Annotated in this window: 29 protein-coding genes; 11 read left to right on the forward strand and 18 right to left on the reverse strand. The window is 44.9% G+C overall.

All coding sequences use genetic code 11. The features are described 5' to 3' along the window. The first annotated feature begins 12 nt into the window (after nucleotides 1–12). Both ICN38_RS08905 and ICN38_RS08910 read left to right on the forward strand, forming a co-directional pair. Complete coding sequence (locus ICN38_RS08905; RefSeq protein ID WP_216256709.1) at nucleotides 13–675, forward strand: site-2 protease family protein; 663 nt, start codon at nucleotides 13–15, stop codon at nucleotides 673–675. A gap of 93 nt (nucleotides 676–768) precedes the next feature. Continuing rightward, nucleotides 769–1,221 carry a cytochrome c gene (locus ICN38_RS08910; RefSeq protein ID WP_216256710.1) on the forward strand — a complete coding sequence of 151 codons (453 nt, stop codon included), beginning with the start codon at nucleotides 769–771 and terminating at the stop codon, nucleotides 1,219–1,221. Here the strand turns inward: ICN38_RS08910 and ICN38_RS08915 are convergent. Further along, complete coding sequence (locus ICN38_RS08915; protein WP_216256711.1) at nucleotides 1,208–1,891, reverse strand: cytochrome b/b6 domain-containing protein; 684 nt, start codon at nucleotides 1,889–1,891, stop codon at nucleotides 1,208–1,210. The two genes, ICN38_RS08910 and ICN38_RS08915, sit on opposite strands and share 14 nt — an antisense overlap. Before the next feature lie 44 nt (nucleotides 1,892–1,935). On the opposite strand from ICN38_RS08915, the gene ICN38_RS08920 reads away from it, so the two are divergent. Continuing rightward, the gene (locus ICN38_RS08920; protein WP_216256712.1) at nucleotides 1,936–3,141 is read left to right on the forward strand and encodes an MFS transporter; all 1,206 of its coding nucleotides are present in this window, start codon (nucleotides 1,936–1,938) and stop codon (nucleotides 3,139–3,141) included. 12 nt (nucleotides 3,142–3,153) lie between these two features. Here ICN38_RS08920 and ICN38_RS08925 read toward each other — a convergent pair whose 3' ends face one another. After that, nucleotides 3,154–4,095 (reverse strand): 3-hydroxyacyl-CoA dehydrogenase family protein, encoded by a 942-nt coding sequence (locus ICN38_RS08925; protein WP_216256713.1) that lies wholly within the window; start codon nucleotides 4,093–4,095, stop codon nucleotides 3,154–3,156. 83 nt (nucleotides 4,096–4,178) lie between these two features. On the opposite strand from ICN38_RS08925, the gene ICN38_RS08930 reads away from it, so the two are divergent. The 4 genes from ICN38_RS08930 (at nucleotide 4,179) to ICN38_RS08945 (ending at nucleotide 9,124) form a co-directional block, all read left to right on the forward strand. After that, on the forward strand, nucleotides 4,179–5,108 hold the full coding sequence (locus ICN38_RS08930; protein ID WP_216256714.1) for a 2-hydroxyacid dehydrogenase: 930 nt from the start codon (nucleotides 4,179–4,181) through the stop codon (nucleotides 5,106–5,108). 12 nt (nucleotides 5,109–5,120) lie between these two features. Further along, a complete protein-coding gene (locus ICN38_RS08935) occupies nucleotides 5,121–6,047 on the forward strand; it encodes a dihydrodipicolinate synthase family protein (protein WP_216256715.1) in 927 nt (308 codons plus the stop codon). 24 nt (nucleotides 6,048–6,071) lie between these two features. Then, complete coding sequence (locus tag ICN38_RS08940) at nucleotides 6,072–7,022, forward strand: TAXI family TRAP transporter solute-binding subunit (protein ID WP_216256716.1); 951 nt, start codon at nucleotides 6,072–6,074, stop codon at nucleotides 7,020–7,022. A gap of 86 nt (nucleotides 7,023–7,108) precedes the next feature. Beyond that, nucleotides 7,109–9,124 (forward strand): TRAP transporter fused permease subunit, encoded by a 2,016-nt coding sequence (locus ICN38_RS08945; RefSeq protein ID WP_216256717.1) that lies wholly within the window; start codon nucleotides 7,109–7,111, stop codon nucleotides 9,122–9,124. A 73-nt stretch (nucleotides 9,125–9,197) separates the two neighbouring features. Here ICN38_RS08945 and ICN38_RS08950 read toward each other — a convergent pair whose 3' ends face one another. After that, nucleotides 9,198–10,331 carry a mandelate racemase/muconate lactonizing enzyme family protein gene (locus ICN38_RS08950; RefSeq protein WP_216256718.1) on the reverse strand — a complete coding sequence of 378 codons (1,134 nt, stop codon included), beginning with the start codon at nucleotides 10,329–10,331 and terminating at the stop codon, nucleotides 9,198–9,200. A 178-nt stretch (nucleotides 10,332–10,509) separates the two neighbouring features. Here ICN38_RS08950 and ICN38_RS08955 point away from each other — a divergent pair, with 178 nt between their 5' ends. Beyond that, complete coding sequence (locus ICN38_RS08955; protein WP_370624388.1) at nucleotides 10,510–11,946, forward strand: M23 family metallopeptidase; 1,437 nt, start codon at nucleotides 10,510–10,512, stop codon at nucleotides 11,944–11,946. Nucleotides 11,947–11,989: 43 nt separating this feature from the next. Here the strand turns inward: ICN38_RS08955 and ICN38_RS08960 are convergent, their stop codons facing one another. Next, nucleotides 11,990–12,430 carry a universal stress protein gene (locus ICN38_RS08960; protein ID WP_216256719.1) on the reverse strand — a complete coding sequence of 147 codons (441 nt, stop codon included), beginning with the start codon at nucleotides 12,428–12,430 and terminating at the stop codon, nucleotides 11,990–11,992. Between the two features lie 88 nt (nucleotides 12,431–12,518). Here ICN38_RS08960 and ICN38_RS08965 point away from each other — a divergent pair, with 88 nt between their 5' ends. Further along, nucleotides 12,519–12,920 carry a DUF2177 family protein gene (locus tag ICN38_RS08965; RefSeq protein ID WP_216256720.1) on the forward strand — a complete coding sequence of 134 codons (402 nt, stop codon included), beginning with the start codon at nucleotides 12,519–12,521 and terminating at the stop codon, nucleotides 12,918–12,920. Here ICN38_RS08965 and ICN38_RS08970 read toward each other — a convergent pair. Together ICN38_RS08970 and ICN38_RS08975 are read right to left on the reverse strand one after the other, a co-directional pair. Further along, nucleotides 12,877–13,092: a heavy metal translocating P-type ATPase metal-binding domain-containing protein gene (locus ICN38_RS08970; protein WP_255562779.1), complete on the reverse strand. Its 216-nt coding sequence runs from the start codon at nucleotides 13,090–13,092 to the stop codon at nucleotides 12,877–12,879. The genes ICN38_RS08965 and ICN38_RS08970 overlap by 44 nt on opposite strands. Then, the gene (locus ICN38_RS08975) at nucleotides 13,089–14,324 is read right to left on the reverse strand and encodes an MFS transporter (RefSeq protein WP_216256721.1); all 1,236 of its coding nucleotides are present in this window, start codon (nucleotides 14,322–14,324) and stop codon (nucleotides 13,089–13,091) included. Before ICN38_RS08975 ends, ICN38_RS08970 begins: the two co-directional genes overlap by 4 nt. Nucleotides 14,325–14,409: 85 nt before the next feature. Between ICN38_RS08975 and ICN38_RS08980 the strand changes: the two genes are divergently transcribed. After that, a complete protein-coding gene (locus tag ICN38_RS08980) occupies nucleotides 14,410–15,393 on the forward strand; it encodes a tripartite tricarboxylate transporter substrate binding protein (RefSeq protein WP_216256722.1) in 984 nt (327 codons plus the stop codon). 11 nt (nucleotides 15,394–15,404) lie between these two features. Here ICN38_RS08980 and ICN38_RS08985 read toward each other — a convergent pair whose 3' ends face one another. The 3 genes from ICN38_RS08985 to ICN38_RS08995 are packed head-to-tail and all read right to left on the reverse strand — an operon-like array spanning nucleotide 15,405 to nucleotide 18,484. Beyond that, nucleotides 15,405–16,160: a 2OG-Fe dioxygenase family protein gene (locus tag ICN38_RS08985; protein WP_216256723.1), complete on the reverse strand. Its 756-nt coding sequence runs from the start codon at nucleotides 16,158–16,160 to the stop codon at nucleotides 15,405–15,407. A gap of 35 nt (nucleotides 16,161–16,195) precedes the next feature. Further along, nucleotides 16,196–17,170: a tripartite tricarboxylate transporter substrate binding protein gene (locus ICN38_RS08990; RefSeq protein WP_216256724.1), complete on the reverse strand. Its 975-nt coding sequence runs from the start codon at nucleotides 17,168–17,170 to the stop codon at nucleotides 16,196–16,198. Nucleotides 17,171–17,182: 12 nt separating this feature from the next. Next, nucleotides 17,183–18,484 (reverse strand): TAXI family TRAP transporter solute-binding subunit, encoded by a 1,302-nt coding sequence (locus ICN38_RS08995; protein WP_216256725.1) that lies wholly within the window; start codon nucleotides 18,482–18,484, stop codon nucleotides 17,183–17,185. Between the two features lie 112 nt (nucleotides 18,485–18,596). Here ICN38_RS08995 and ICN38_RS09000 point away from each other — a divergent pair, with 112 nt between their 5' ends. Further along, complete coding sequence (locus tag ICN38_RS09000) at nucleotides 18,597–19,352, forward strand: SDR family oxidoreductase (RefSeq protein ID WP_216256726.1); 756 nt, start codon at nucleotides 18,597–18,599, stop codon at nucleotides 19,350–19,352. 5 nt (nucleotides 19,353–19,357) lie between these two features. On the opposite strand, the gene ccmI is transcribed toward ICN38_RS09000, so the two are convergent. Genes ccmI through ccmA form a run of 9 tightly spaced genes read right to left on the reverse strand, consistent with a single transcriptional unit; the run spans nucleotide 19,358 to nucleotide 26,155 of the window. Beyond that, the gene (gene ccmI, locus ICN38_RS09005) at nucleotides 19,358–20,557 is read right to left on the reverse strand and encodes a c-type cytochrome biogenesis protein CcmI (protein ID WP_216256727.1); all 1,200 of its coding nucleotides are present in this window, start codon (nucleotides 20,555–20,557) and stop codon (nucleotides 19,358–19,360) included. After that, nucleotides 20,550–21,017: a cytochrome c-type biogenesis protein gene (locus ICN38_RS09010; RefSeq protein WP_216256728.1), complete on the reverse strand. Its 468-nt coding sequence runs from the start codon at nucleotides 21,015–21,017 to the stop codon at nucleotides 20,550–20,552. The genes ccmI and ICN38_RS09010 overlap by 8 nt, the downstream gene beginning before the upstream one ends. Further along, nucleotides 21,014–21,544 (reverse strand): DsbE family thiol:disulfide interchange protein, encoded by a 531-nt coding sequence (locus tag ICN38_RS09015; RefSeq protein ID WP_216256729.1) that lies wholly within the window; start codon nucleotides 21,542–21,544, stop codon nucleotides 21,014–21,016. Before ICN38_RS09015 ends, ICN38_RS09010 begins: the two co-directional genes overlap by 4 nt. Beyond that, nucleotides 21,541–23,460: a heme lyase CcmF/NrfE family subunit gene (locus ICN38_RS09020; RefSeq protein ID WP_216256730.1), complete on the reverse strand. Its 1,920-nt coding sequence runs from the start codon at nucleotides 23,458–23,460 to the stop codon at nucleotides 21,541–21,543. The genes ICN38_RS09015 and ICN38_RS09020 overlap by 4 nt, the downstream gene beginning before the upstream one ends. Beyond that, on the reverse strand, nucleotides 23,457–23,891 hold the full coding sequence (gene ccmE, locus ICN38_RS09025) for a cytochrome c maturation protein CcmE (protein WP_216256731.1): 435 nt from the start codon (nucleotides 23,889–23,891) through the stop codon (nucleotides 23,457–23,459). The genes ICN38_RS09020 and ccmE overlap by 4 nt, the downstream gene beginning before the upstream one ends. Then, complete coding sequence (gene ccmD / locus ICN38_RS09030) at nucleotides 23,888–24,109, reverse strand: heme exporter protein CcmD (RefSeq protein ID WP_255562780.1); 222 nt, start codon at nucleotides 24,107–24,109, stop codon at nucleotides 23,888–23,890. Before ccmD ends, ccmE begins: the two co-directional genes overlap by 4 nt. Further along, entirely contained in the window at nucleotides 24,076–24,852 is a 777-nt protein-coding gene (locus tag ICN38_RS09035; RefSeq protein ID WP_216256732.1) for a heme ABC transporter permease, read from the reverse strand. Before ICN38_RS09035 ends, ccmD begins: the two co-directional genes overlap by 34 nt. Beyond that, a complete protein-coding gene (ccmB, locus tag ICN38_RS09040; RefSeq protein ID WP_216256733.1) occupies nucleotides 24,849–25,514 on the reverse strand; it encodes a heme exporter protein CcmB in 666 nt (221 codons plus the stop codon). Before ccmB ends, ICN38_RS09035 begins: the two co-directional genes overlap by 4 nt. Beyond that, complete coding sequence (ccmA, locus tag ICN38_RS09045) at nucleotides 25,511–26,155, reverse strand: cytochrome c biogenesis heme-transporting ATPase CcmA (RefSeq protein WP_216862737.1); 645 nt, start codon at nucleotides 26,153–26,155, stop codon at nucleotides 25,511–25,513. Before ccmA ends, ccmB begins: the two co-directional genes overlap by 4 nt. Nucleotides 26,156–26,181 lie beyond the last annotated feature (26 nt).

Below are 26,181 nucleotides of genomic sequence, written 5' to 3' on the forward strand. Positions count from 1 at the left end.
TATCATATTGCCATGATTACTGACTATTCTATCCAAGCCGTTGCGATTAATGCGATTCCTTTGATTTTCGCCATCACCATCCATGAGGCAGCCCATGGCTATGCCGCCCGTCGGTTTGGGGATAACACTGCCTATATGCTTGGCCGTGTAAGCCTTAACCCCGCCAGACATATAGACCCCGTGGGCACCATTTTGATCCCCTTGGCACTTTTGATTACCGGATCTCCATTCTTGGTAGGCTATGCCAAACCCGTTCCCGTCAATTTTGGGCGCCTCAGAAACCCCAGGATTGACTCGATTTGGGTTGCTCTCGCTGGCCCGGGTTCAAACTTTATACAGGCAATCTTTTGGGCAATATTGTTGATCTGCCTGCTGGGTTTTGGGATAAATGAAAAGTTTTTTGTTTCCATGGCACAAGCGGGCATCACCTGGAATATTGGTCTACTGGTATTCAATCTCTTTCCGCTACCTCCCTTGGATGGCGGCCGTATTTTGTCGAGCCTACTTCCCGCGCGCCAGTCCATTGCTTTAGGAAAACTTGAGCCCTGGGGATTTTTCATTGTCCTAGCTCTAGTATTTACTGGGATTATCGGCAGCCTTTGGATGGAGCCGCTGATGGCATTTTTTAAGTGGCTGCTCTACCTGATTACGCTACCCTTACAAATGATTCTCTAGTTTGACGAAAGAGCAAAAGACATTATTCTGGGGTATGCTCATCTCACAACCAATCTTACCCCCAACAAACCGCCCACTAATGAGAGGTCCTTTATGAAACTACAAAAAATTATTCTTGCTGCTACCGCTTCTGTTTTAGCGCTTGGAACAAGTATTGCTTTTGCTCAATTCCAAAAATCAGAAGATGCTATTAAATATCGTCAAAGCGTATTTACCGTAATGTCGACCTCTTTTGCAAGAATAGGTGCTGTTGTAAAAGGCGAAGCGCCTTACAACAAGGATGAAGTTGCCAAGAACGCAGCCATTGTTGCAATGCTATCAACACTGCCATGGCAAGCATTTGGTCCAGGCACTGAAGGTGGTAAAGCTCAACCAGAAATTTGGTCAGAAAATGCGAAGTTCAAAGGAGCAGGCGACAAGATGCAGCTAGCAGTGGCCAGTTTAAATACTGCTGCTCAATCAGGCGATCTTGAGAGTATTAAGAAAGCCTTTGCAGCTGCGGGACAAACCTGCAAAACTTGCCACGATGACTTCAAGAAGAAGTGATCAAGTAACCCACCCCTACCGCGATCACGCTTAACAGTATCAATGCAAGCGTGCGCTGAATAAAACCATCCTTAGATGGTCGGCCCAAGTCAGTTGGCGAATAACTCGCCTGCTCACTTGGGTCAATTTCTTTATCCCCACTCAACATTGGCTTAATGAGATCCTCGCCCTTAAACTTTTTATAGTAAAGAATGGCTGCAATATGGATCGTAATTAAGGTGTAAATCAACACCTGATTTCCTTCATGAATGACTGAGAAGAGTGAAACCAAAGAGTTGGGAATGTACTTTGATAGTGGACCCTGAAAGGTCACCTCATCATCTACAAATAAACCAGTAAATACCTGAATACATAAAACAAACAACAAGGCAAAAACGGAGATGGCCCCCAGTGGGTTATGCCCCAGTACCCGAGAAGAATTTCCTCTGAGGTAATTGACTATGCCTGTCTTTGTAGGAAAGAAAGTGGAAAAGCGCGCATGAGTAGATCCGATAAAACCCCAAATAATGCGGAAAATTAATAAGACCAAAATACTGTAGCCAAAATAGGCATGCCACTGAATGGCATAGTCACCCAGGTTGATAGTGACTAAGCTGCCCACGATACAAATGACTAATAGCCAATGAAATACCCGAATTGGCAAGTCCCAGACGCGAATGATTTTCTTCATACCTCAAGGATAAAGCACGAACTGTCTTAAACTAAGCAAAATTCATGAATCCCAGCAAAGCCTTTAGAACCTTACTGCTCTACCGCATTGGTGCGACACTCAGCTATCAAATTACAATGGTAGCGGTAGGCTGGCATCTATACGAAATCACCAATAGCGTGGTTTCTCTGGGCTTAATTGGTCTTGCTGAACTCATTCCCTACTTTACGCTCGCCTTATATTCAGGGCATGCGGTAGATCACTATTCGAGAAAAAAAATTGCAGCCTTAGCTTGCATCATCCATATGATGGTGGGCTTATTTCTTGCAGCTGTTGCCTTAGGGTATCTGACGCCACCGGTACCGTTGATTTATACCGCAGTCGCTTTTATCGGCATCGGCCGCGCTTTATTACGCCCCTCTTATCAGGCATTGTTTGGTCAAATCATTCCAAGAGATCAACTTACACGCTATACCGCATACGCTTCATCAGCCTTTCAGATTTGCGTAGTGGCAGGACCAGGATTGGGCGGACTCATGATTGGATTTGCCGGTCTAGAGTGGACCTATCTACTCGCAGCATGTTGCGGTGCTTTTGGTCTATTCGGCATTACCTTTATTAAAGTAGTACAAGAAAAGAGTGGCAAGCTTTCAAATAATTTTCTAAAGAGCTTTCTGGAGGGCTTTCATTACGTCAGAAAACATGAGCTTATTTTGAGTGTTATGGCATTAGATATGTTTGCAGTGCTTTTTGGTGGGGCTGTTTCGATCCTTCCTGCCTTTGTCAAAGAAGTACTGAATGCAGGACCGGAAACACTTGGCATCTTGCGCGCTGCTCCAGCAGCAGGCGCTGTACTGACTGGGATTTATCTGGCAAGGAGACCCTTACTGAATGACTCCGGTAGATATTTATTTCTATCGGTTGCCGGGTTTGGTCTATCCATCATTGCCTTTGGTATTTCAAGCAATCTATGGGTGTGCGCCTTTTTCTTATTTATCTCAGGATGCTGTGACTCTATTTCTGTGGTGATTCGGGGTAGTGTCATGCAACTGACTACACCAGATCATATGCGCGGCAGAATTAGCGCCATCAATGGCATCTTCATAGGATCTTCAAATGAACTTGGTGCTCTCGAATCAGGCATTGCTGCCAGCCTCATGGGCTTAGTTCCCTCGATTGTCTTTGGCGGAGCTGCAACGATTGCTGTGGTTATCTTGACCTATCGACTCGCCCCCCACCTAAGAAAATTACACCTAAAAGATATTTCTTAGGACCATCGAGAATTATTTAATCTCGGGAAGTTCTTTCTGAATAATTTTTAAGCCCTCTCGCAAAGCATCTTGATAGCGTTTGCGTTCCGCTTTAATTGTCTCCGCAGTCCAGGAAAAAAATCCTTCTCCTGTTTTCATGCCAAACTTTCCACTATCAACCCGCTCACTTAAGCACTTGGCAATCGTTTGAGAATTATTTAGAGATGGGTAAATAGTGGCGCCCCCTGCGGCATGGATTTCTAGGCCGGCATGATCGCGCTGCATCGCAGGACCTGCGGCAATATACCGAAAACCAAAGCCGAATCGAACAGCTTTATCGATATCTTCGGGAGTACAAATACCAGCATCAACCATAGAAAAGGCTTCTCTTGATAAAGCATGTTGCAAGCGGTTTGCCAAAAAGCCTGGCAAATCTTTTTTGACCGTGACTGGCACCATGCCACAAGCCGTCATTAATCTAGTGAGGCTTTCGGCAACCATCGGTGAAGTTTTTGCGCCATAAACAACTTCTACACAGGGAATTAAATGGGCTGGCATAAAAAAATGTAGGCCAATCATTCGGGCAGCTGTTTTTAAGTCACCTGCAATTTGACTAATAGGAAAGCTTGTGCTGTTACTCGCCAAAACTGCTTCGGGTTTTGCATACTGCTCGAGCTTTGCAAATAATTCTTGCTTGATATCAAGACGCTCTGGTACGCATTCAATCACTAAGTCTACATCTGACCAATCCACATCTTCTAGAGATCTGGCAACACTCAATAGATGAAGACGATTTTCATAACCGAGCTCGGTCAAGGTATTGGCAAAGTAATCGGGCAAAAGAGCACGACGCTCAGTAGTAGGTTCCACCACTTGAACAGCACAACCTCCACGTGCACATACGGCTGCAACATCTGCGCCCATCGTGCCACCTCCAACAATCACTACCTTTGTTTCGGCGGGGGTAAACAACATGACATTCTCCTAAATGGTGCGGACTTTTGACGGGAAATTCTCTTACAATAGAATCATTATTCCAATAAAAAAGTTAGTGAGACATGATCCCCGTCAATTCGGTGCTACAGGTCGGCTATTTCCCTGAAATTATGCAGGCAGAAATTGATCGACGCTTTCAGCCAACCCCCCATCTAGATCCGACTGCCGCTCTACCTGCAGGAAACTTTGAGGCCATCCTCATTCGCTCAAATACTAAATTGCCCACATCCTTGGTGAAGCAGTTGCCCAGCGTTCGGATGGTGGCGACGTGTGGAGTTGGATATGACAATCTCCCCCTGGACTATCTCAAAGAACGCGGCATCAAGGCAAGCAATACCCCAGGAGTCCTTAATGATGCGGTATGTGAATTGGCCATTGGGATGATGTTTGGGCTGCTGCGGCGTATTCCCCAAGCCCAGGACTTTGTTAAAAGCGCTGCATGGTCAAAAGGCTTATTCCAGCTCACCACCACCTTGGCAGGCAAACGCGTTGGGATTGCCGGCATGGGCCGAATTGGCCAGGACTTAGCTGATCGTCTTTTACCTTTTAAGGTGGAGATTGCCTACAGCGGCCCGAACCCAAAAGATTTGCCCTATACCTACTTCAACAAAGTCAAAGATTTAGCAGCAGCTTCTGATGTCGTGTTTCTGGCCTGTCCAGCCACGCCTGATACGGAGAAAATGCTCAATGCGGAGGTATTAGAGGCGCTTGGGCCTAGCGGATACTTAATTAATATTGCACGTGGTAGTGTTGTAGATGAAACCGCTCTTTTATATGCACTGCAACATAAAAAGATTGCTGGCGCGGCCTTAGATGTCTTTGAGAATGAGCCTAATCCCAACCCTGCCTTTTTAAAACTAGATAATGTTCTATTAACGCCACATATTGGTAGTGCAACCACCGAAACACGAATAGCAATGACCAATTTAGCAGTAGATAATTTAGAAGCTTTTTTTAACCAGCAGCCCCTTCTTACAGAAGTTAAAAATTAAATCGGAGCACGTATGACTATCACCCTACATCCATCCACATTGCCCGCAGTGCTATCACCTGTTCTAACACCATTCAAAGCAGATGGTAGTCCTGATGCGCAGAAATTGTTAAAGCAATGTAAATGGTTAGAAGCCAGTGGCGTTGGTCAAGCTATCTTTGGAACAAATTCTGAAGCGAACTCCATATCTGATCCACAAAAGATGAGCACTTTGACTGCTCTGATTGAAGGTGGTTTAAACCCAGAACATATGATGCCTGGCACAGGCGCTACCTCTATCGACGCAACTGTAACGATGACACGTCATGCAGTAGCACATCATTGTGCAGGCGTTCTTATGCTGCCTCCTTTTTACTATAAAGACATTTCTGATGATGGCCTATTTGCTTACTTCTCAGAGGTGATTCAAAAGGTTGGTAGTGCTGCCTTGCAAATTTATATCTACAACATTCCTCCTGTATCTAAAATTACCTTAAGCCTGTCACTGCTTGAGCGCTTAGCCAAGGAGTACCCAAAGACCGTGGTTGGTATGAAAGATAGTTCTGGTGACTGGTCTTACACAGAATCTGTTATTAAATTGCTAGCCCCTACAGGCTTTCGCGTATATGCCGGTAGCGAAGTATTTCTGATGCGTACTTTACGTGCAGGCGGTGTTGGCTGCATCTCTGCGACTGCGAACATTAATCCAAAAGAAATAGCTGATCTAGCAGCCCATTGGAGAGAATCGAACGCTGACGAACGTCAAGCAGCAATGGATAAGCTGCGCGCCATTTTTGCGCAATACCAAATGATTGCTGGCATGAAGATCGCCGTTGCACATTACAGCAAAGATCCAGAATGGTTGAGAGTTCTTCCGCCACTCATGCAATTAACTGCAGAGCAACAAGCAAAACTTTTAAGCGAATTACAAAAAGCCAATTTTTCTATGCCAGGCCTTTAATTACTAAATTAATAGGAAACAATCATGAAATTACTTAAGATCATTGCCCTCTCACTGAGTTTTTTCTGGGTAGGTGCACAGGCTCAAAATATTTCCATTGCAACGGGTGGAACTGGTGGTGTTTATTACCCTATGGGTGGCGGTCTTGCTGCCATGCTCTCCAGCAAAGTACCAGGTATGTCAGCTACAGCGGAAGTCACTGGTGGTTCTGTAGATAACTTAAAGTTAATTGGTACCGGCAAACCCTATGTGGCTTTCTCGATGGCTGATGCTGCCAAAGACGCGTCAGTGGGCGACGATAAATTTAAAGATAAGCCAGTAGATTTGCGCACCTTGCTAATACTGTATCCAAACCTCATGCATGTTGCCACTGTTGAATCAACCGGCATTAAATCGATGAAGGATTTAAAAGGCAAACGCATTAGTACCGGCGCCCCAGGAAGTGCTACTGAAGTGATGGCATTTCGCTTGCTAGAGGCTGCAGGTCTTGATAAAGATAAAGATGTGAAGCGTGAGCGCTTAAGTGTTGCCGAATCTGTCAACGCTGTTAAAGATCGCAAGATCGATGCTTTCTTCTGGGTAGGCGGTTTGCCAACTGCAGCAGTGACGGATCTTGCTAATAGCCCCGGCATGAAAATTGTGATGGTAGATACGAATGCTGAAGTGCCTGCCATGAATAAAAAATATGGCAACCTTTACTTCCCAACGGTGATCCCCAAAGCAACCTATAGTGGCATGGCAAAGGACAACAAGGTAGCAGCTGTAGCAAATATATTAGTTGTCAATGCCAATATGTCCAATGAGGATGCCTACAAAATCGTCAAGGCCATTTTTGACAATCAACTTGATCTTGTCCGCTCACATGCTGAGTACATCAATATCAAATTAGAAAACCAAAAAGCCAATGCAACGCCAGTTGCTTATCATCCAGGTGCAATGAAGTACTTTAAAGAGAAAAATATAAAAGTGAACTAGTTTTTACCAAACCAAGGGGGTGAGTTAATCTCACCCCTTTTTGCTTTACTGCTGTCATAAAGAGAAAAAGATACATAGGCCAAAAGATGAGTCAAAACATAATCGACAATGAAACCCAGGAGAAACTAGACGCCTTCATCAAACAGGAAGAAGGGGACTCAAATGACTATAAAGGTCTACTGGCAAAGTTCATCACCCTAGTAGCAGTCGGAATGTCTTTGTTTCATTTATATGCAGCGTATTCTATTGTTCCCACCCAACAACTTCGTGTGATACACGTTGGACTTGTCTTATTCCTGGTCTTCTTGAGTTTTCCCATTACTGCACGTTTCAAAAACCGCTTAATGTTGTGGGATGTCCTCTTTGCTATTGGATCGGTTGCAATCGCTTATTACATCCTCAGTGGAGGCGACGATTTTTCTGACCGCAATACTGCGCCTAACCCCACTGATGTCATAGTTGGCATTAGTTTGATCCTCTTAATTCTGGAGAGTGTCAGAAGAACCAACGGCATGGTACTGGTTACCGTTACCGTTCTCTTCTTGTTATATGCATTATTTGGAAACTATCTTCCTGCTCCTTGGACGCACAAAGGATATGACCTAGATCGCTTAGTGGGTTATATGTATATGACGCTTGAGGGCATCTACGGTACTGCTGTGGACGTTTCTGCCACGCTGATTATTCTGTTCACCATCTTTGGCGCCTTCCTGCAATTTACTGGCGCTGGAAAATTCTTCATCGACTTCTCCTTTGCAGCGATGGGCGGTAAATCGTCTGGGGTTGGTAGAACGATTGTGCTGTCTTCATTCCTGATGGGTGGCCCATCTGGTTCAGGGGTAGCCACCACAGTGACTGTAGGATCTGTAGCAGCCCCCATGCTAGAAAAAGTAGGCTATGAAAAAAATGCTGCTGGGGGTCTCTTAGCTGCTGGTGGACTTGGCGCCATTATCTCTCCGCCGGTATTAGGCGCAGCAGCATTCTTGATTGCCGACTTCCTCAAAATCTCTTATTTGGATGTTTTGCTGATGGCAACCATCCCGACTATTTTGTTCTACCTTGGCTTGTTTGTCATGGTGGAGATCGATGTTCGTAAATATGGCATGAAGCATATTCATTTTGAATCCGCAGAGAGCGCTTGGCAGCTAACCAAAAAATATTGGTTTCATTTCTTCTCACTGATCTCGATCGTCGTATTTATGATGTTTGGCTTCTCACCGGTGATGTCCGTATTCTGGGCCACGGTTGTTTCGGCCTTCTCGAGCATGCTGCGCAAAGATACGGCCATCATTCCTTGGGCTTGGTTTCAAGGTAAAGAGCCCATTCTTTCTGGGCTCTATAACTCCAATCTCACCAAGGCCTTGGCTTCGGGCTCTACTGGTGTGTTGGCGATTGCCGCAACGTGTGCAGGCGCAGGTTTGATCGTAGGAACAGTGACGCTGACTGGCCTAGGTCTTAAATTTAGCTCCATCGTGATTCAGTATGCAGGTGGTTCTTTATTGCTTACTGCAATCTTTACTGCCTTGATTGTATGGATCGTAGGCCTTGCAGTCCCTGTAACTGCCTCTTATATTATTTGCGCAGTGATTGCAGCGCCAGCCTTAATCAACTTAGGCGTTCCTGCATTTGCAGCCCATATGTTTATTTTCTATTACGCAGTTCTTTCAGAGGTCTCACCTCCAACGGCTCTTTCACCATTTGCTGCAGCGGCGATTTGTAAAGGCAATCCTTATAAAACGACCTTGCAAACGTGGAAGTATGTTGCTCCAGCTATTTTGGTGCCATTCATGTTCGTACTGGATAAATCTGGTGTCAGCTTATTGCTGATGGGTTCTACCAATGCACTTGAACAAGCAGATTGGATGCAGATTGCCTGGATCTCCTTTACTGCGGTAGTCGGCATCATTTGTTTAGCCGGTGGACTACAAGGTTGGTTTATTGAAAAAACCAAAATATTTGAACGCGTCATTATGGTGATCTCTGGAGTTGCCTTAGCCTATCCATCTACTGAAGCAGACTTAATTGGCTTCGTAGGTTTTGGCTTGGTTCTAGTGACGCAAACGATTACCCATTTCAAACTGAATCCACGATCCTCGACCTAATTTGAATCTAACAACAATCAAGCCCGCAGATGCGGGCTTGATTGTTTAAGCGAGGATACCTGCCAAATATTATTTAACTGATTTTTGTCCAGGCCGCTTTACCAGCATACATTTTGATTTCAGCTTCATCAAACTCAAAACCAAGACCTGGTGTTTGATGCAAGATTAAATCGCCGTTCTTAAAAGTAAGTTGCTTATTGATCAGTCTTCGAAAATTTAAGACCTGATCATCCAAAAAGAATTCTACAAAGCGTGCATTGGGTGTTGCTGCTACTAATGGTGCATGTAGATCATGCATCCAATGTGGGCAAACAGTGATTCCTTTTAGATCAGCATAGGCAGAGATACGACGCCACTCAGTAATACCCCCACAGACTGCTGCATCTGATTGCAAAATAGCGGCGCCGCCAGCATCAATCAGCTCTCTAAAACGCCAGCGTCCCGCTTCCATTTCTCCGGTAGCAACATTGATGGAGGTTTGACGAGCTAGCGCAGCATGTAAATCAATGGCATCCGGAGAGAAAGGCTCCTCAATCCAATAGGGGTTATAAGCTTCAAAGCGGCGAACATATTCCAAAGCGGTAGGTAAATCACGCCAGGCATTATTAGCATCTAGCATCAATAAAATATCTTCGCCAATAGCCTTGCGAGCTGCCTTTACCCTTGCCTCTTCTTCTGAAGGCGACAAGCGGCCTACTTTCATTTTGACGGCTTTAAAACCCTGCTTAACATAGGTCTCCATTTCTTTGCCTAGTTTGGCAGGGGTCTTTCCATCAAGGTAGTAGCCGCCGCTCGCATATGCTGAAACACGATCATCAACAACTGCGCCCAAATAGTGATGCATCGGTAAGCCTACTGAGCGCGCATTTAAATCCCATAAAGCTGTATCCAAAATAGATATAGCCCTCATCACCGCGCCCGCGCGTCCTTGCAAGATGGATTCGTTATACATCTCCATCCATAACCCTTCACTACGATGGCTATTCTGACCAATCAGTTTGGGTGCTAATAATTGCTCAACAGCGATCTTGGCAATATCTCCACCAGCACTGCCAACATAACAAAAACCAATGCCCTCATTCCCATCCTTACCCCGCACTTTGACTATGCAATAGTGGCGCTCCGATACGGTACGAGTAGAAAATGAAGTGACCTTATCTAAAGGCACTGCTACCGAAGCAACTTGAACGGACTCAATAATGGGCATCTGAACTCCTTAAACAAAAAAATATTGTATCGATTATTTGCTTTTTGAGAGGGGGTTCCAATAGGACTTCACAGGGCAGAACAAGTCATTTTTGGCATTTACACATTCCGAGAGCGATATTTGCTGCACCACAACAAAAATATGAGGGCTTAGCCTCACAGTATTAGATAATGACGCTGTGAATAAAAAAGTATCTCAAGGCATCGGGGCTTCTCATTGGGTGCTCCCCATCTGTAGTTGCGCACTTGCAATTCTGATGCTAGTGCTAGCGCCTACAGCACAGGCGCAAACCAAACAAAATCAAAAAGCGTCTTCGACCACTCAAAAAGTCATCATTCAAAGCACAGGTCAGCGTAGCTTTAAAGACAATGCCTCCAATAATGGAATGAAGTCGAATACCCTAAATCCCGCCCTGTTCCAACGCAGAGATCCAGATGAACTCGTGCTGGATAGCGCAGGCAATCTAGACTACCGCATCAGTCAAGGCTGCATCAGAAGAAGTTTGAATGAAGATAGCCTACCAGCAAATATCGGGATTGATAATCGCGCTTTTTCTGAATTCTTTAAAACGCAAACTAAAACCTTCTTTGATCGCATGCGAGGTGAATGCATTCCCTATGCGGTTGCATTTGGTAACCGCAATCGCTTCGATTCTCTCAGCATTATGAATGGCCCTATTCAAGATGCCAGAACTGAAGTTTGGACATTTACGCCTTCAGCCTTTGGTGGCTTTTTAGTGCAGCAAGATTATTTAAGAAATGAATCTCAAAATCTTTCGGAGATTCGTCTACCGTTGCGGGAGGTTTTATATGACCCTACTAAAGTGGCTGATACATTACCCATGGAATTAGTTTGGGAATTGAACTCCCTCATCAAGCAAATTTATCCCGAAGACAATAGCTCGCTCGAAAATACCAATAGCGTAGTTCGAATCATTGTTGACTTTGGCGATCGCGAGCGTTGGGCCCAAATCTGGGCTGTTGAAATTATTGATCCTACCAATAAAGAAGTTTTTGCAAGTGCGTATTGGGTTGAGCGTAATGATATTCCGGGCGGCTTCTTTACCGGCAGTGGTGAGTCACTCGAGAGATCTTTCTGGACTAACCCTCTAAGCTATCGCCGTATTTCCCGCGGCGTAGGAAGTGTCAGGGCATCCTCTGGTAAACGTACTAGTAGCAAAACACCTACTACCCAAGCTGCACCGCCTAAACCACGCTACCGCACCCATATGGGAATCGACTATGCAGCGCCAACGGGCACACCCGTATTTAGCGTAGCAAATGGCAAGGTAGTTCATCTAGGTTTTAATGGCGCCTTTGGTAACTTAATCGTTTTAGAGCACCCTGGAAATTACCATACCTACTATGCGCACTTAAGTAACTACAACGTCGAATTAGAGCTGGGTAATGAAGTGCGTCGGGGTTTGGAGATTGGCTACGTTGGATCGACTGGAAGATCGACTGGACCACACCTACATTTTGAATTAAGAAAGAATGGTATTTATGTAGACCCCTATGGCACTAAGACGCAACTCGATCTATGGTCTATGCGTGATAACGAGAGTGGTCAACTCACCCGAGAAATCTTACTGCTTGGAAGTCCGATTAAAAATTAAAAAAGGGTCGCAAGGACCCTTTTTTGATTGAAGCAACTATACCTTATGCAAGTACCAATACGGGTATGCCTGCATGCACAATGACTTCATGTGTCTCGCTACCAAGCAACATGCCTTTAATACCGGTACGCTTGTGTGAGGCCATCACAATCACATCAGCCTTCGCTTTCTTGGCTGCATCCAAAATGCCTGCTGACAAATTAGAATTTGCAATCTGAAGGGTTTTTGCTTTGATGCCTGCACCAAGCGCTGTAGCTGCATTTTTAAATACGTCTTGAGCATAAGCATCACAAGCTTGCTTATGTTCTTTTTGAGAAACGCCATAGCCCATGCTGCTATCGGAATACACCGTTGGCGGCATTGGATCGGATACATAGACCAAGGTTATTGCAGCTTTATCTGCATTCACTAACTGGGCCACTTTCTTGAGGCCTTTTTTACTGACGTCCGAGCCATCCACAGGCACTAATAAATGCTTAAACATATCAACTCCTTTTAAATTGAACTACTAATTCATTCTTTCCATCATAATGCTTATTATTGACCTATTAAAGCTGAAAAGGATAAGTTAAATGCTCAAGTATTTTGGTATCTATCTTTCGTTTCTCATAATGCTCATTGCCATTGATTTGACTTGGCTGCTAGGCGTTGCCAAGAACCTCTACCAACAAGAGATGGGCAGCTTGATGTCAAGTGAGCCTAAACTCATGGCGGGCCTAGCTTTCTACCTCTTATATGCCCTGGGGGTCACTATTTTTGTGATTGTTCCTGCCCTATCAAAACAATCATGGTTATATGCAGTGCAATATGGGGCATTATTTGGTCTCTTTTGTTACATGACCTATGACCTCACTGGTCTGGCCGTTATTCGAGACTTCCCTACCCGCCTCGCCTTAATTGATATCGCCTGGGGGACTACCGTAACCGCTCTTACAGCCGGCTTTGCATACTGGGTAGGCAATCGACTCTCTTAATTTGCTCCCTTCTTGCGTAAAACACCTCCAGCCCCTCACCATGAATGGTTTGGGCAATAGCCATACAGCCAGGACAGCAAAATGAGCGTATGACTCCACCCAAATTTGCCTCAATGAGCTCACCAGGAAGAATAGTGCTCGAACAGTGGTAACAGGTAAGACCCTGAGTCATCGACTTGCTTTACTACCCCAGCCATTACGTCGCTCATAGATCACAAATAAGACACCCCAAATCACTACTGCAACATAGGCCCATACCCATGAAGTTTGAGAAGCACGTGATCCAGAAATATCTAAAACAAATCCAAAAATCGCAGGGCCTAATAAGCCTCCGGCAAATCCCATTAAAGAATGCAAGCCCATCGCTGCACCTTTGATGTTTTCCTTTGCACTCATTACCAAGCCCGCTGTTAAGGTTGAAGAGTCTGCCATGATAAAAATGGCATGTCCTGAAGCTAAGGCAAATATTAACCACCAGGACTGGCCTGTAGAGCAGGCCAATAAAATACCTAATACCGCACTGGTGAGCATCACAATACAGACCCATTTTTGCCGACCAATTCTGAGCGCAATTTCATTTCCCAATATGGATGAGGGTACGCCAAAGAAATTAATCACACCAGCTAAGGTTGTTGCAGCTAAAAAGAAGGTTTCGCCAGTCACTACCGTACAAAAGGCAAAGAAGGCAACAATCCAACTTCTAGAAGCAAATAACTCTAATGAGTGTGCCGTATAACCAAAGATAAAACCGGATGCATTTTTATCCTGCAAGACGAGTTTCCATTTATCCACTGGAAAGATGTCATGTAGGCGAATATTGATTGGGCCCTTCCACTTCTCATGTTGCAGTGACGGTATCAATAAAAGCACAATCAGAAATGCACTAAATGGCCCTAAAGCAATAATGCCAAAAACATAATGCCAACCAAGTCCATTTAAGATCCAACCAGAACATAAATAAGAGAAACCAGTCCCAATACCAAAAAAGGCTGTATAGAAAGCGATATGTCTTGTGAGATCACCCGTTTCGATACGATCTGACAAAATTTTGAGCCCAGGCATATAAGTACCAGCCAGTCCAGCACCATTCATTGCCATAAAAATGAGGGCAGTCCAGAAATTAAAAGCAAAAAATGCCATCCCTAAAAGTCCGCATGTTGCTAAGAGACCGCCTACTAAATACACCTTGCGCGCGTCTACTCGATCGGTCAGCGCAGTAGCTAGGGGAACTGTCAACATATACCCGAAGAAGAAAGCGCTGGCGATTAAACCTGATTCCAAATTAGAAAGCTGCCATTCCTCTTGCAGGGTGGTCAAGACAACGGCGTAACAAGCGAAGCCCAATAAAGCACCAGTTTGTGCCATGAGCATAAGAGGGGTATAACCAGATGATCGAAAGCGCATAAAGACTCAGTAAAAACGTGAACTTATTCTACTCGCCTCAAGCACTCAAGACCCGCTACACTATGAAAAACAAGTCGGAGACACTATGAATATCAAAACCTTCTTCAATTTCCTTGCCCTACTCTGCTCAAGCCTCATCATGGCTTTGAACAGCACTCAGGTGATGGCAGATAGCTATCCCTCAAAACCAATTAAGGCAATTGTTCCATTTGCTGCAGGAAGTGCCACCGATCAAATTGGACGCGCCTTTGCTGCCAAGATGTCAGAGTCATTAGGTCAACCAGTTGTGATCGAGAATCGACCTGGTGCAAATGGCATGATTGGCGCCGACCAAGTTGCCAAGGCTCCAGCCGATGGATACACACTGCTCTTTGGAACCAATAGTACAAACGCAGCTTTAAAAAACTTAGTGAAAAATCTTCCTTATAACCAAGAAACGGCATTTGTTCCTATTGGCTATTTTGGTTCAGTGCCACTGATCGTTGCTATCAATAATGATGTACCTGCAAAATCACTCAATGGTTTTGTAGCGCTTGCTAAAGCAGATCCAGGAAAAATTACCTTTGCCTATGCCAGCACATCACAGCGTGTCTCCTCAGAAATACTGGCAAGCGTTGCTGGCATCAAGATGACCGGCGTCTCTTATAAGAGTGGGCCAAATGCGATGACAGATCTGATCGGCGGCCAAGTCAATATGTTTACCTCAGACTTTGCTGTTAGCTTGCCACAAGTGCAAGCTGGAAAAATTCGTGGGCTAGCAGTTACCTCATTAAAGCGTTCGCCTGCTATTCCAGAATTACCAACTGTTAACGAGGCTCTTGGTATCAAGGGCTACGAGTTAATTGCATTTTTTGCAGCCTTTGGACCAGCAGGTATGCCAAAAGATGCTGTACTAAAACTCAATAAAGCCATCAATGATGCTGCTAAATCTAAAGATTTGGTTGAACGTTTCTCTGCAATGGGTTTTGAATCACAGCCAGGCACGCCAGAAGCACTTGGTCAGAAGATTAAATTAGAAACCGTGAAGTGGGCCAAAGCTATTAAAGATGCTGGCATGGAGCCAGAGTAATCTGCGATCCTCTATTGCTGACTGCGGTTCGGCGAATCCTGAAATCCATTTGATCGATAGGTGAGCACTAGAGTATCCCGATAGCCATAGTCTCCAGATGGCTGTATCGGAGTAGATTCATGAATCATCTTCTCATCATTCATGAGCAATAAAGACCAAGGCTGGGTCAGTGTGAAGCGCAAACCAGCCGAACCTTGGGCATCGAAGATTCTGGTTTCGCCGCCCTTAATACCCATGCGGTCCAATAAGAACACTGCCACAAAATCGACGCCATCGCGATGAGCGCCCTCTGGAGTGGGTCGGCCTATGCCATCAGTTGTATCAATCCGAAATTGGTGTGCTTCTATAAACCAGGTATTGACTGGCTTTAAACCATTGAGTAGCTGACCCAATCCCAGAAGCAGTGATTGCCATGCAGGACTACTCATCAATTGATTGTGCATAGGCTCAAACCAACGTTCAATCCCCCCATGTAGGGCGTTATAGTCTACTGACTGCCAATGTGCGCGATGTGGGACTAAGGACAGCGTATCCCCCTTCATCTCATAACTGGCATGACGACGAAAGCGATAACGGCCACCATCCTTTAAATAAGGATCACGAGGTAGGCCCTCCCAATATTGGACTAGATCCTGCAAGCCAGCCAAAGAAACGTGAGCAAGTTCAGCAACCGATTCTGCTGAAGCCACAACAAATCCATCCGAACGTAATCCTTGTGCAAGCTCTTTCGTTGGCGTTAAAGGCGGGGCTAAGGGAACAATCTTCATGGATTCATTTTATGGCAATGCCGAAAAATATATTTTTAATCTAATTGAGCGCCAGAGGCTTTCACAATCTTTACCCACTTAGCCAGTTCATCTTTTAGTAAAGCTGGCAGTTTCGCTGGAGGCACTGGATTTAAATCCAAGCCTTGCGCAATGAGCTTTTCTCTCACGTCTGGTCTTGCCATGACTTTATCCATTGCAGCTTGAGTTTTCTTGACTACTTCTGCATTTACACCGATTGGCGCAAAGATTGCCACCCAAACCTCACCAACACAATCTGGATAAGTCTCTGCAATCGTTGGGATTTCTGGTGCAGCACTGGAACGCTTAGCTGAACTAATCGCAATCGCCTGTAATTTGCCTGCCTTGATGTAATTTAAAGCGGAAGGCAGGCTAGCAAACGCCAGAGGGACTTGACCGCCTAAGACATCATTGATTGCGGGCGCAACGCCTTTATAGGGAATATGTTGCATTTCAATTCCAGCACTGGTGTTGAGCATTGCTCCCAATAGATGACTGATAGTGCCATTCCCAGCGGATGCATAAGAAAGCTCTCCGGGTTTTTTCTTGGCAGCAGTAATGACGTCAGCTAAGGTCTTATAGGGAGAGCCTGGTGGAGTCACTAAAACATATGGTGTAGCACCAATGTAATACAAAGGCACGAAGTCATTAATCGGATCAAATCCAGGATTCTTATAGAGCGCAGGATTGATAGCTTGAGCGCTATTGATTGTTAACAATAAGGTGTAGCCATCTTTTGCTGAACGCGCTACCCCTTGTGTACCAATATTGCCACCGGCGCCCGGCTTATTTTCTACCACGACCGACGTACCAATAGCCTCGCCAAAGGCAGGCGCTATCAGCCGAGCGACGATATCGTTCGTGCCTCCTGCAGTTTGGGGAACCACTAATGAAATGGGTTTATTCGGATAGGATTGAGGCTGAGCTGCAAGTTGCAAAGTAAGCAAGCTCAATACTGCACCCAATATATATTGATATAAATGTTTATTCATTTTCATGTCTCACTATCTCATCTGATTTAAGCGATTACGCACATCTCCTACATGGCCTTTTAAGTCATATAACTCTTTAGCATCTAATCTCGACACCTTGATATTGCCAACACGCTTTTCAATCGAGTCCAGATCTCTAAAGCTCTGCTCTCTCAACTGAGGATTTAAGGCATTTTTATCAATCGTTTTCAGCTCTTCGTATACCCGAGCAAGCTTTAGCTTCAGCAGTAAATTACTGGCCGCTGGAAGATAGGTAAAGAGTGGGATCAGTATTACCAACAGTGGAATGATGATCTTCATAAAGCGACCAACCCATACTGCCGTCCAGAATGGTAGATTTCGATGTAAAAAAGAGGGGCCGTCCTTGAGATAAATTTCTGCATCCACCTGCAGAGGAAAGTCTAAGCCTGCATTTGACGGAAACTCGCCTGATTTTTGTAAGCGAGAATAGGATTTCAAAATATCGTAAGACGCCCCCAACATCAGCGATACCAATGCAGGACTAATGTCACTTTGAGCAACTAGAGTTGCAGTTGGAGCAAGCACCTGAATATCTTGACGAGGCAAGTCGTACTCAATACTTAACAAACCCCTCGGTACATTCACTTTTGACAGGTAAGGAAGATTGCGAGCATAGGCATCTGCCTGATCAAAATTCATTAAACGAACACCAGGAATCATATAAAACTTTTCCAGTAAGGGCGCCTCAGCAGCAGCCACAATAAATGCTGCGTCTAGTTCACCACTATTGAGCTTTTTAATAGCTTCATCGGGTTTTAACTTTTCAATATGGATATCATTCTCCGTTATCCCACTTACCTTTAGCAGAGTCTGACTTAACGCTAATGTGCCACTACCCTCATTACCTATTGAGACACGCTTACCTTTTAGCTGACTAAGTACCCGCAAATGCCCAGTCTCATTTTTAAAAGCAGGTTCGCGATACCAAACCCATACGGGTTCGTAAAACATTCCAGCGATAGAGACCAAATTCGGATATTTTTTGGCATCAGCTACTCCACCCTGAACCATTGCAAAGGCCACGCCTGATTTTGGATCACTTAATAAATCCAAGTTATCTAAAGTACCGCCCGTTGCTTTGACTTGGAGCTCAACCCCTTCTTGATTTAACTCAGACTTCAAACGCTCACCAAACTGGTAATACAGACCAGTAGGAAAACCAGTCGCCATCTCGATCGTCTTAGGTGGCGGAGGAATTAATACCCACAAAACCCCAAAAAGGATGGCAAGAAGCAATAGAAAACTAAGGGCAATAGCCCACGGGTTATAAAGGTGTTTTTTTAAGGAAAGCATCTTATTCTCTGTTCTTTTTTGCATTATGCCCCGAGCTTGAAAATTGGTAAAAGAATCGAATTTATTAAAAAAATCGGGATAAGATGGGGTTTTTGAAACTCTAGAGATCATCATGAATCAAGCAAAAGTAGCCCTAGTCACCGGCGCAGGAACTGGTATCGGTAAAGCAGCCGCTAAAGCCCTCCTTAAAGGGGGATTTAATCTTGTTCTTGCAGGACGTAATTTAGAGAGACTTCAAAAAGCAATTAGCGATATTGGTGGCAATGACAGCAACTGCCTTGCAGTTTCCTGTGATGTCGGCAAACCGATGGAGGTCAAGACATTATTTGCCGCCCTAAAAGATAAATTTGGCCGTATAGATATGCTATTTAATAACGCTGGTATGGGTGCTCCAGCGATACCCATGGAAGAGCTTACTTATGAGCAGTGGATGAATGTCGTCAATGCCAATCTTTGCGGTGCGTTCTTATGCTCACAAGAAGCGATTCGCATGATGAAAGCGCAATCGCCACAAGGCGGCAGAATTATTAATAATGGTTCAATTTCTGCGCATGCACCCAGACCCATGTCTGCGCCCTACACTTCGACTAAGCATGCTATTAGCGGCCTTACAAAAACAATCGCATTAGATGGTCGCCCATTCAATATTACTTGCGGGCAAATTGATATTGGCAATGCAGCTACTGAGATGACAGAGCGCATGGCTAACGGCATAATGCAAGCCGATCAGTCCATCAAGATTGAACCGCGCATGGATGTAACTCATGTAGGTGAAGCAGTTCTCCATATGGCACAACTTCCACTAGAGAGCAATATTCTGTCGATGACTATTATGGCCACGAAGATGCCATTTGTTGGTAGAGGGTAAAGTCCTTATTGGCGAACCTGATCTACTAAGAGCTGGACATTCTCTGCGCCAACTTTAATAGTCTTAACAGAGGAAATTAAATCGCCTGGCTCAGGTTTTGCCATCCCTGTTTTAGAAATTCTGACTTCAACAGCGACTTCTGTCAGCTTTGATATTGGCGCACTCGGATTCATTGCCAAAGAATCATTCAATACAAAATTCATCGGAAATTGTGCAACCGGTGTTTTCAATACCGCCACTGGCATGCGCTCACCCACCTGACGAGCAATCACTAAGACGATGTCACTATTGCTCACTTTTGATTTCAGTTCATTGGATAGATCAATCTTGCCGCTAATGCCTTTACCAGCTACAGCAACAGGTGCCTTTGCAAGCAAGCCGCCCTTAGTGCGTGCTTCTGCGATTGATTCCGCGATTGCCTTTGCCTCTTCAGAATTTGGAGGTAATTGCCCTGCAAGCTTTTCCCAAGCCTGTACTGCAGACTGATAGTTAGCAATATTAAAAGAAGCGGTTCCAGATAACCAAAGCGCCATCAGGTTATTGGGGTCTAGCTTTAAAGCCTGATTGATTAAGAGTAAGGGCTTTCCAGCGAAATTCCCATTGGCATTCGCAGCCAATGTATCTGCATAATCAGCCAATAACTGTGGATTTGTATCTACGAATTTACCAGCACGAGCATATGCCTTAGCAGCATCTTCATTGCGGCCCAAAATACGATAGGAACGCGCCAACATCGCCCAACCCTCGAGATTACCTGGATCTTTCTCCATCTTGATGGCAAATTCAGAAACCATCTTCTCAACACCTTCTTGAGTAATCGGCTTTTCATTATTTTTCTGAGCGACACGCTCAACATCACCTAAAGAAAAATACAGCCCAGATGAAAGTAGCACAATAAAAATACAAAGACCAATCGCAGTCTTCTTGGTAGAGCCTAAGCTTGCACGATCATCCTCTTCATTAGTATCTTGAAAGAGGCGTTGACGCATCTCAGCATGAGAAATCTCATAGTCAGCAGGATTAATTAAACCTGCCACACGCTCTGCCTCTAATTTATCCAACTCCTCGCGATAAATTGCAGCATTCATCTGCCTACGAGAAGTAGCCTGCATTTTTTCTGGAAATATAAAAGGGCGCAAGAGTAGTACTAGCACCAACACTAGTAAGAAAAAGGCTGCGATGAAAAAACTAGTCATTTCAGCCATCTCTCTTCTCTTGATTAAGCAAAGCATCAATCTTTTGGTTGTCGGCCGCTGAAAGTGTTGTACTTGGCATGTTTTGATTTCTGCGACGCAGATATCTGAGTAAGGTCGCTATACCGATGACCAGAATGGCAAACGGTCCAATCCAAAGCAGCCAGGTAATCGGTTTTACAGGTGGGCGATAGAGAACAAAATCACCATAGCGTTCAACCATAAAGGATCTAATTTGATCGTCGCTCTTTCCCTCTTGAATGAGTATACGAATTTCTCTCCGTAAATCATTTGCTAGCTCTGAGCGGGAACCCGCTAAAGATTCATTTTGGCAAACCAGACAACGCATTTCTTCTGAAATATTAATCAGGCGCTGCTCTATCACTGGATCATCCGCCAATGGAGCAGCGTCCTTAGCAAAGGAAGTATTGAAGCAAACGCAAGCCAATAGAATCCAAAGTAGTGATTTCATGATTTTTTAAGTTCACTCACCAATGGGTAAATCTTCTGATTTAAAAGCTGAGAGTTAATGGGTCCTATATGCTTAAAACGAATAATCCCTACTTTATCAATAATGTAGGTTTCTGGGACGCCGTAGACGCCGTAATCAATGCCGACACGGCCATTAGCATCGAATGCTGACAATGTATAAGGATTGCCTTGTGTCGCCAGCATAGCTAACGCCTGTTCACGCTTATCTTTGTAATCCAAACCAATCACTGGAGCAATTTTGGAGTTTGCTAACTCCACAAGTACCGGGTGCTCTTCACGACAAGCCACACACCATGAAGCCCAAACATTCAAAATCCAAACCTGACCTTTCATACTAGCAGGAGAAAAATTCTTATTGGACTGCTCCAATTGAGCAATATCAAATGCAGGCGCCGGCTTATTAATTAATGGTGAAGGCACTTCGTGGGGGTCACGATTTAAACCAATTGCAAGAAATACCACCAAGATGATGAATAGCAATAAAGGAATCAGAAACTTTGCCTTCATGATGTCTGTCTCTTTAACTTCATGCGATAGCGCTTATCAGAGATAGCGAAGATGCCACCTAAGGCCATCAGCAAACAACCGCCCCAAATCCAGTCTACAAATGGTTTGTAGTAAACACGCACTGCCCAAGACATATCTTCCAACTCTTCACCTAAGGAGACATAAATATCTCGCGTCAATCCAGCATCAATGGCTGCCTCAGTCATTGGCATGCTTGAAGAAAAGTAACTACGCTTTTCAGGATATAGAGTGGTGGGATTGGTGCCATTCTTACTGAGCAAGAAAGTGCCACGCATGGCATTGTAGTTTGGCCCAGGAACAGACCGTACACCCTCTAATTGAATTTGATAGCCACCAACACTAACAGTTTCACCAGCGAGCATACGAACATCTTTTTCTTCTTGATAAGCACCAACCATGGTCACGCCAATCACAAAGACTGCAATCCCCAAATGCGCAAATTGCATTCCAATAAAGGAGCGGGTTGGCTTACCTACTTTAGCTTGCCGTACAAGCTGCAAACATCCTGAAGCAATTACCCAGAATGCTAGCAAGAAGCCAATGCTAGCCAACCAAGTAAACTCGCCCATCATCAGGGGAATGGCAATGCCTGCAAGCACCGCAACGACACCTGCTATCCACAAGCGCTTAACAATCGCTAGCAGATCGGTACTTTTCCAGTTTGCCCATGGGCCTATACCCATTAAAACCAATAAAGGAATCATGATGGGGACAAACACACTATTGAAGTAAGGAGGCCCAACAGAAATCTTACCTAGATGTAAAGCATCGATGAGTAAAGGATATAAAGTACCCAACAAGACTGAGCCGGCAGAAACCACCAAAAAGACATTGCCCAGCAAGATTAAAGTCTCACGTGAGCTCAAGCTAAACTTGCCACCCATGGTGCTCTTTGGAGCTCGCCAAGCGTAAAGCACCAGAGATGATCCAACCACGAGAGATAAGAAGATCAGAATAAAAATACCGCGCTTAGGATCGGTTGCAAACGCGTGCACTGAAGTGAGTACTCCAGAGCGAACCAAGAAAGTTCCTAGAAGCGATAAAGAAAAAGCAGTGATCGCAAGCAATACTGTCCAACTTTTAAAACCGCCCCGCTTCTCAGTGACTGCTAAGGAGTGAAGGAGTGCCGTACCGACCAACCAAGGAATGAAGGAAGCATTCTCTACGGGATCCCAAAACCACCAACCTCCCCAACCGAGCTCGTAATAAGCCCACCAAGATCCGAGTGCAATACCTAAAGTTAAAAAGACCCATGCGGCAGTAGTCCATGGACGTGACCAGCGCGCCCACGCAGCATCTAATCTTCCTGATAATAAAGATGCGATTGCAAAAGCAAAAGCGACTGAAAAGCCCACATAGCCCATATACAACATTGGCGGATGAAACACCAAACCTGGATCTTGCAATAAAGGATTTAATGAGCGCCCATCTTGAGCAGCAGGAAGCAATCTTGCAAAAGGATTAGAGGTGGTAAGGACAAACAGCAATAAACCACTCGTTACCAAACCCAAAACGCCGATAACACGCGCCACCATGAATTCATCGAGCGCTTTAGAAAGTTGAGCAACCAAAATAGTCCAGATGCTTAGCAAGAATATCCAAAGCAGGAGTGACCCCTCATGACCTCCCCAAACTGCGCCTAGCCGATAAACAAGAGGCATTTGAGAATTGGAATGTTCAGCTACGTAAAGCACAGAAAAATCATTGGCGTAGAAACTCCATGCCAGACTCACAAATGCAATGAAGAGTAATAGAAAGACGACTTGGGCTGCAGGTCGAGCCAACATCAACCACTCGCGGCGACCTTGATGTGCGCCAATGAGTGGCAAGATACCTTGTATGAGCGCAATACAAAGTGCCAGAATTAATGCGTAATGCCCAAACTCAGGAATCATTTATTGCTTCCATTTTTTTGTGCCTGCTCTAGGGCATGCTTTGCTTCCGGGGGCATATAGTTTTCATCATGCTTAGCAAGAACTTCACTGGCGATGAACTGGCCATTAGTATCGAGTCGTCCCTGAATCACAGCGCCCTTACCCTCTTTAAACAAATCCGGAAGAATGCCGGTATAGGCAACAGGAATATCTTTCACTAAATCAGTAATTACAAAGTGCACAGTCAAGCCATCTCGTCTTAAGGAGCCGTCTTTTACCATACCACCAATCCGAAATGCTTGCCCTTGTGGCGCTTTACCTGCAGCCACCTCACTTGGCGTTACATAGAGAGCTATATTACTATTGAGAGCATTGAGAATTAAGAGGGCTGCAACTCCGATCACTACTAAAGCAGCAACAATCCATAATGCACGCTGATGTCTAGGCTTCACTGACCACTTTCTTTATCAAACTGCTCTGCTAACAATTGCTGATGCAACCTGCGTATCACCGTTTTATTACGCGCACGAATCACCAGTGGCTCTAACAATAAAACGAGGGCGCACATTCCAAAACTACTCCACACATAGAGTGCATAACCACCCATAGCGAAAAATTCAGAAGGACTATTCCACATTAGCGCTTTACCTCGCTCAATTGTCTCACCCAATCCGTGTGGGATTCACGCTCGAGAATAATGGTCCTTACTCGTATCAAGCCCACCGCAATGGAATACATCCAAAAACAGAGAGCCATTAGCAACATACCCCAAAGCATGGTCTGCGCCATAGCTGGAGACTTTGTTAATGAAACAGATGCCCCCTGATGCAAGGTATTCCACCATTTCACTGAGAAATAAATGATGGGGATATTCACCACGCCCACTAAAGCCAAGATCGCACCCGCTTTGTCTGCCCTACGAGGATTATCAATTGAAGCTTGCAGTGCGATGAAACCGAGATATAGAAATAATAAGATGAGCTCAGAAGTCAGACGTGCATCCCATACCCACCACGCGCCCCACATCGGCTTTCCCCAAAATGCACCAGTCCACAAAGATAGAAATGCCATCCATGCGCCAGCCGGAGCTAAGGCTTGAGCCATCATGGCAGAAAGCCGCGTATTAAAAACTAAGCCAAGTCCTGCCCATGCTGCCATGACAAGATAAATAAACATCGACATCCATGAGGCCGGTACATGGATAAAAATAATGCGATAACCCTGTCCTTGAACAGCATCCACTGGAGCAACAAAAAAACTAATCCATAAACCAGCTGCGCCAAAAACCGCAGTCAGAACCCAAAAGATGGGAATCAGTTTTCCCGCCACCGGATAAAAAGTGCTTGGGCTTGATAACTTAAACCAATGAATCAAACGGTTATCGGAAAAAGAAGAATTATTTTGCTTACTCATTCAATCGCAATCTTTAGGGCTGCAGTACTCACCCAAGGTACAAATGCTAAAGCCAAAATCAATAAGGCGCTCAAGAGGGAAAAATGCCCTGTGCTATCTAAACCTACGCTATTGGCATAAACCGCTCCAGCCCCAAAAATCAATACCGGAATATAGAGCGGCAAAATCAACAAACTCATCAATATACTTCCGCCACGAACACCCAAGGTCAGAGCGGCACCGATCGAGCCTAACAAAGATAGTACAGGGGTTCCCAGTAGAAGAGTGCCCATCAAAACATACAAAGAGCTTGCATCCAAATCAAACTGAATTCCGATGATGGGGGCTATTAAAACCAAAGGTAAACCACAGACCAACCAGTGCGCCACAATCTTCCCAGCTACTAATAGCACTAATGGCTGTGGGGATAAGACTAGCTGTTCCAAGGCACCATCAAGATAGTCCGCTGCAAACATTCTCTGCAAACCCAGTAAGGTTGAAAGTAAAGCTGCTACCCATAAAACACCGGGAGCAATCTTGCGTAGTAAGGCAGCATCCGCTCCGATACCCAATGGAAACAAACTGGTTACCACTACAAAGAAGAAAAGTGCCGTCAGGACTTCACTCTTGCGCCGCATCACCAAAAGCAAATCACGATGGATGATGGCAAAGAAGGCATTCATAGCTCCAATACCTTCACATTCGGGATAGCAATATTTTGATGGCTTGTTAAAACAACCAGTCCACCTTGCTCTAGATGCTGGGCAATTAAAGTTTGTAATGCCTGAACTGCATTGACATCAAGCGCATTAAAAGGTTCATCTAGTATCCATAACTTGGCTTGACGTGTAGCCATACGCGCCATCAAGACGCGCCGCTTTTGGCCTGCTGATAAACAACTGACTGGTAGATGCTCGCGACCACGTAAGCCAAAACGCCATAAAGAAGAAAGGGCCTGCTCTTGCGGGAGAGCAATATCATCTATTGCTGCGTACATCTGGATATTTTCTAAAGCAGTGAGATCATCCTTTAATGCATCGCGATGACCCAGAAATAATAGATCACGGTGATACTGCGAAGGGTCCATAGTAATCGCTTGACCCTTCCATAAAATCTCGCCAGATTCGGGCTTTGACAAACCCGTCAAGAGACGCAATAAACTGGTTTTACCTACTCCGTTCTCGCCGCGCACATGCAAACACTCTCCAGCATTAACTTGCAGATCCAGTTCAGTAAATAGCGTACGCTCCCCACGCACGCAGCTCAGCGCATGCGCTTGAAGCACATAATCAGCAGGAGAGGTGTGTGAAATAGTGGCTGTCATGAATGTCGTAGGCTTGAATCAAACCA

Source organism: Polynucleobacter sp. AP-Melu-500A-A1, from assembly GCF_018882125.1.
Taxonomy (GTDB): Bacteria; Pseudomonadota; Gammaproteobacteria; order Burkholderiales; family Burkholderiaceae; genus Polynucleobacter.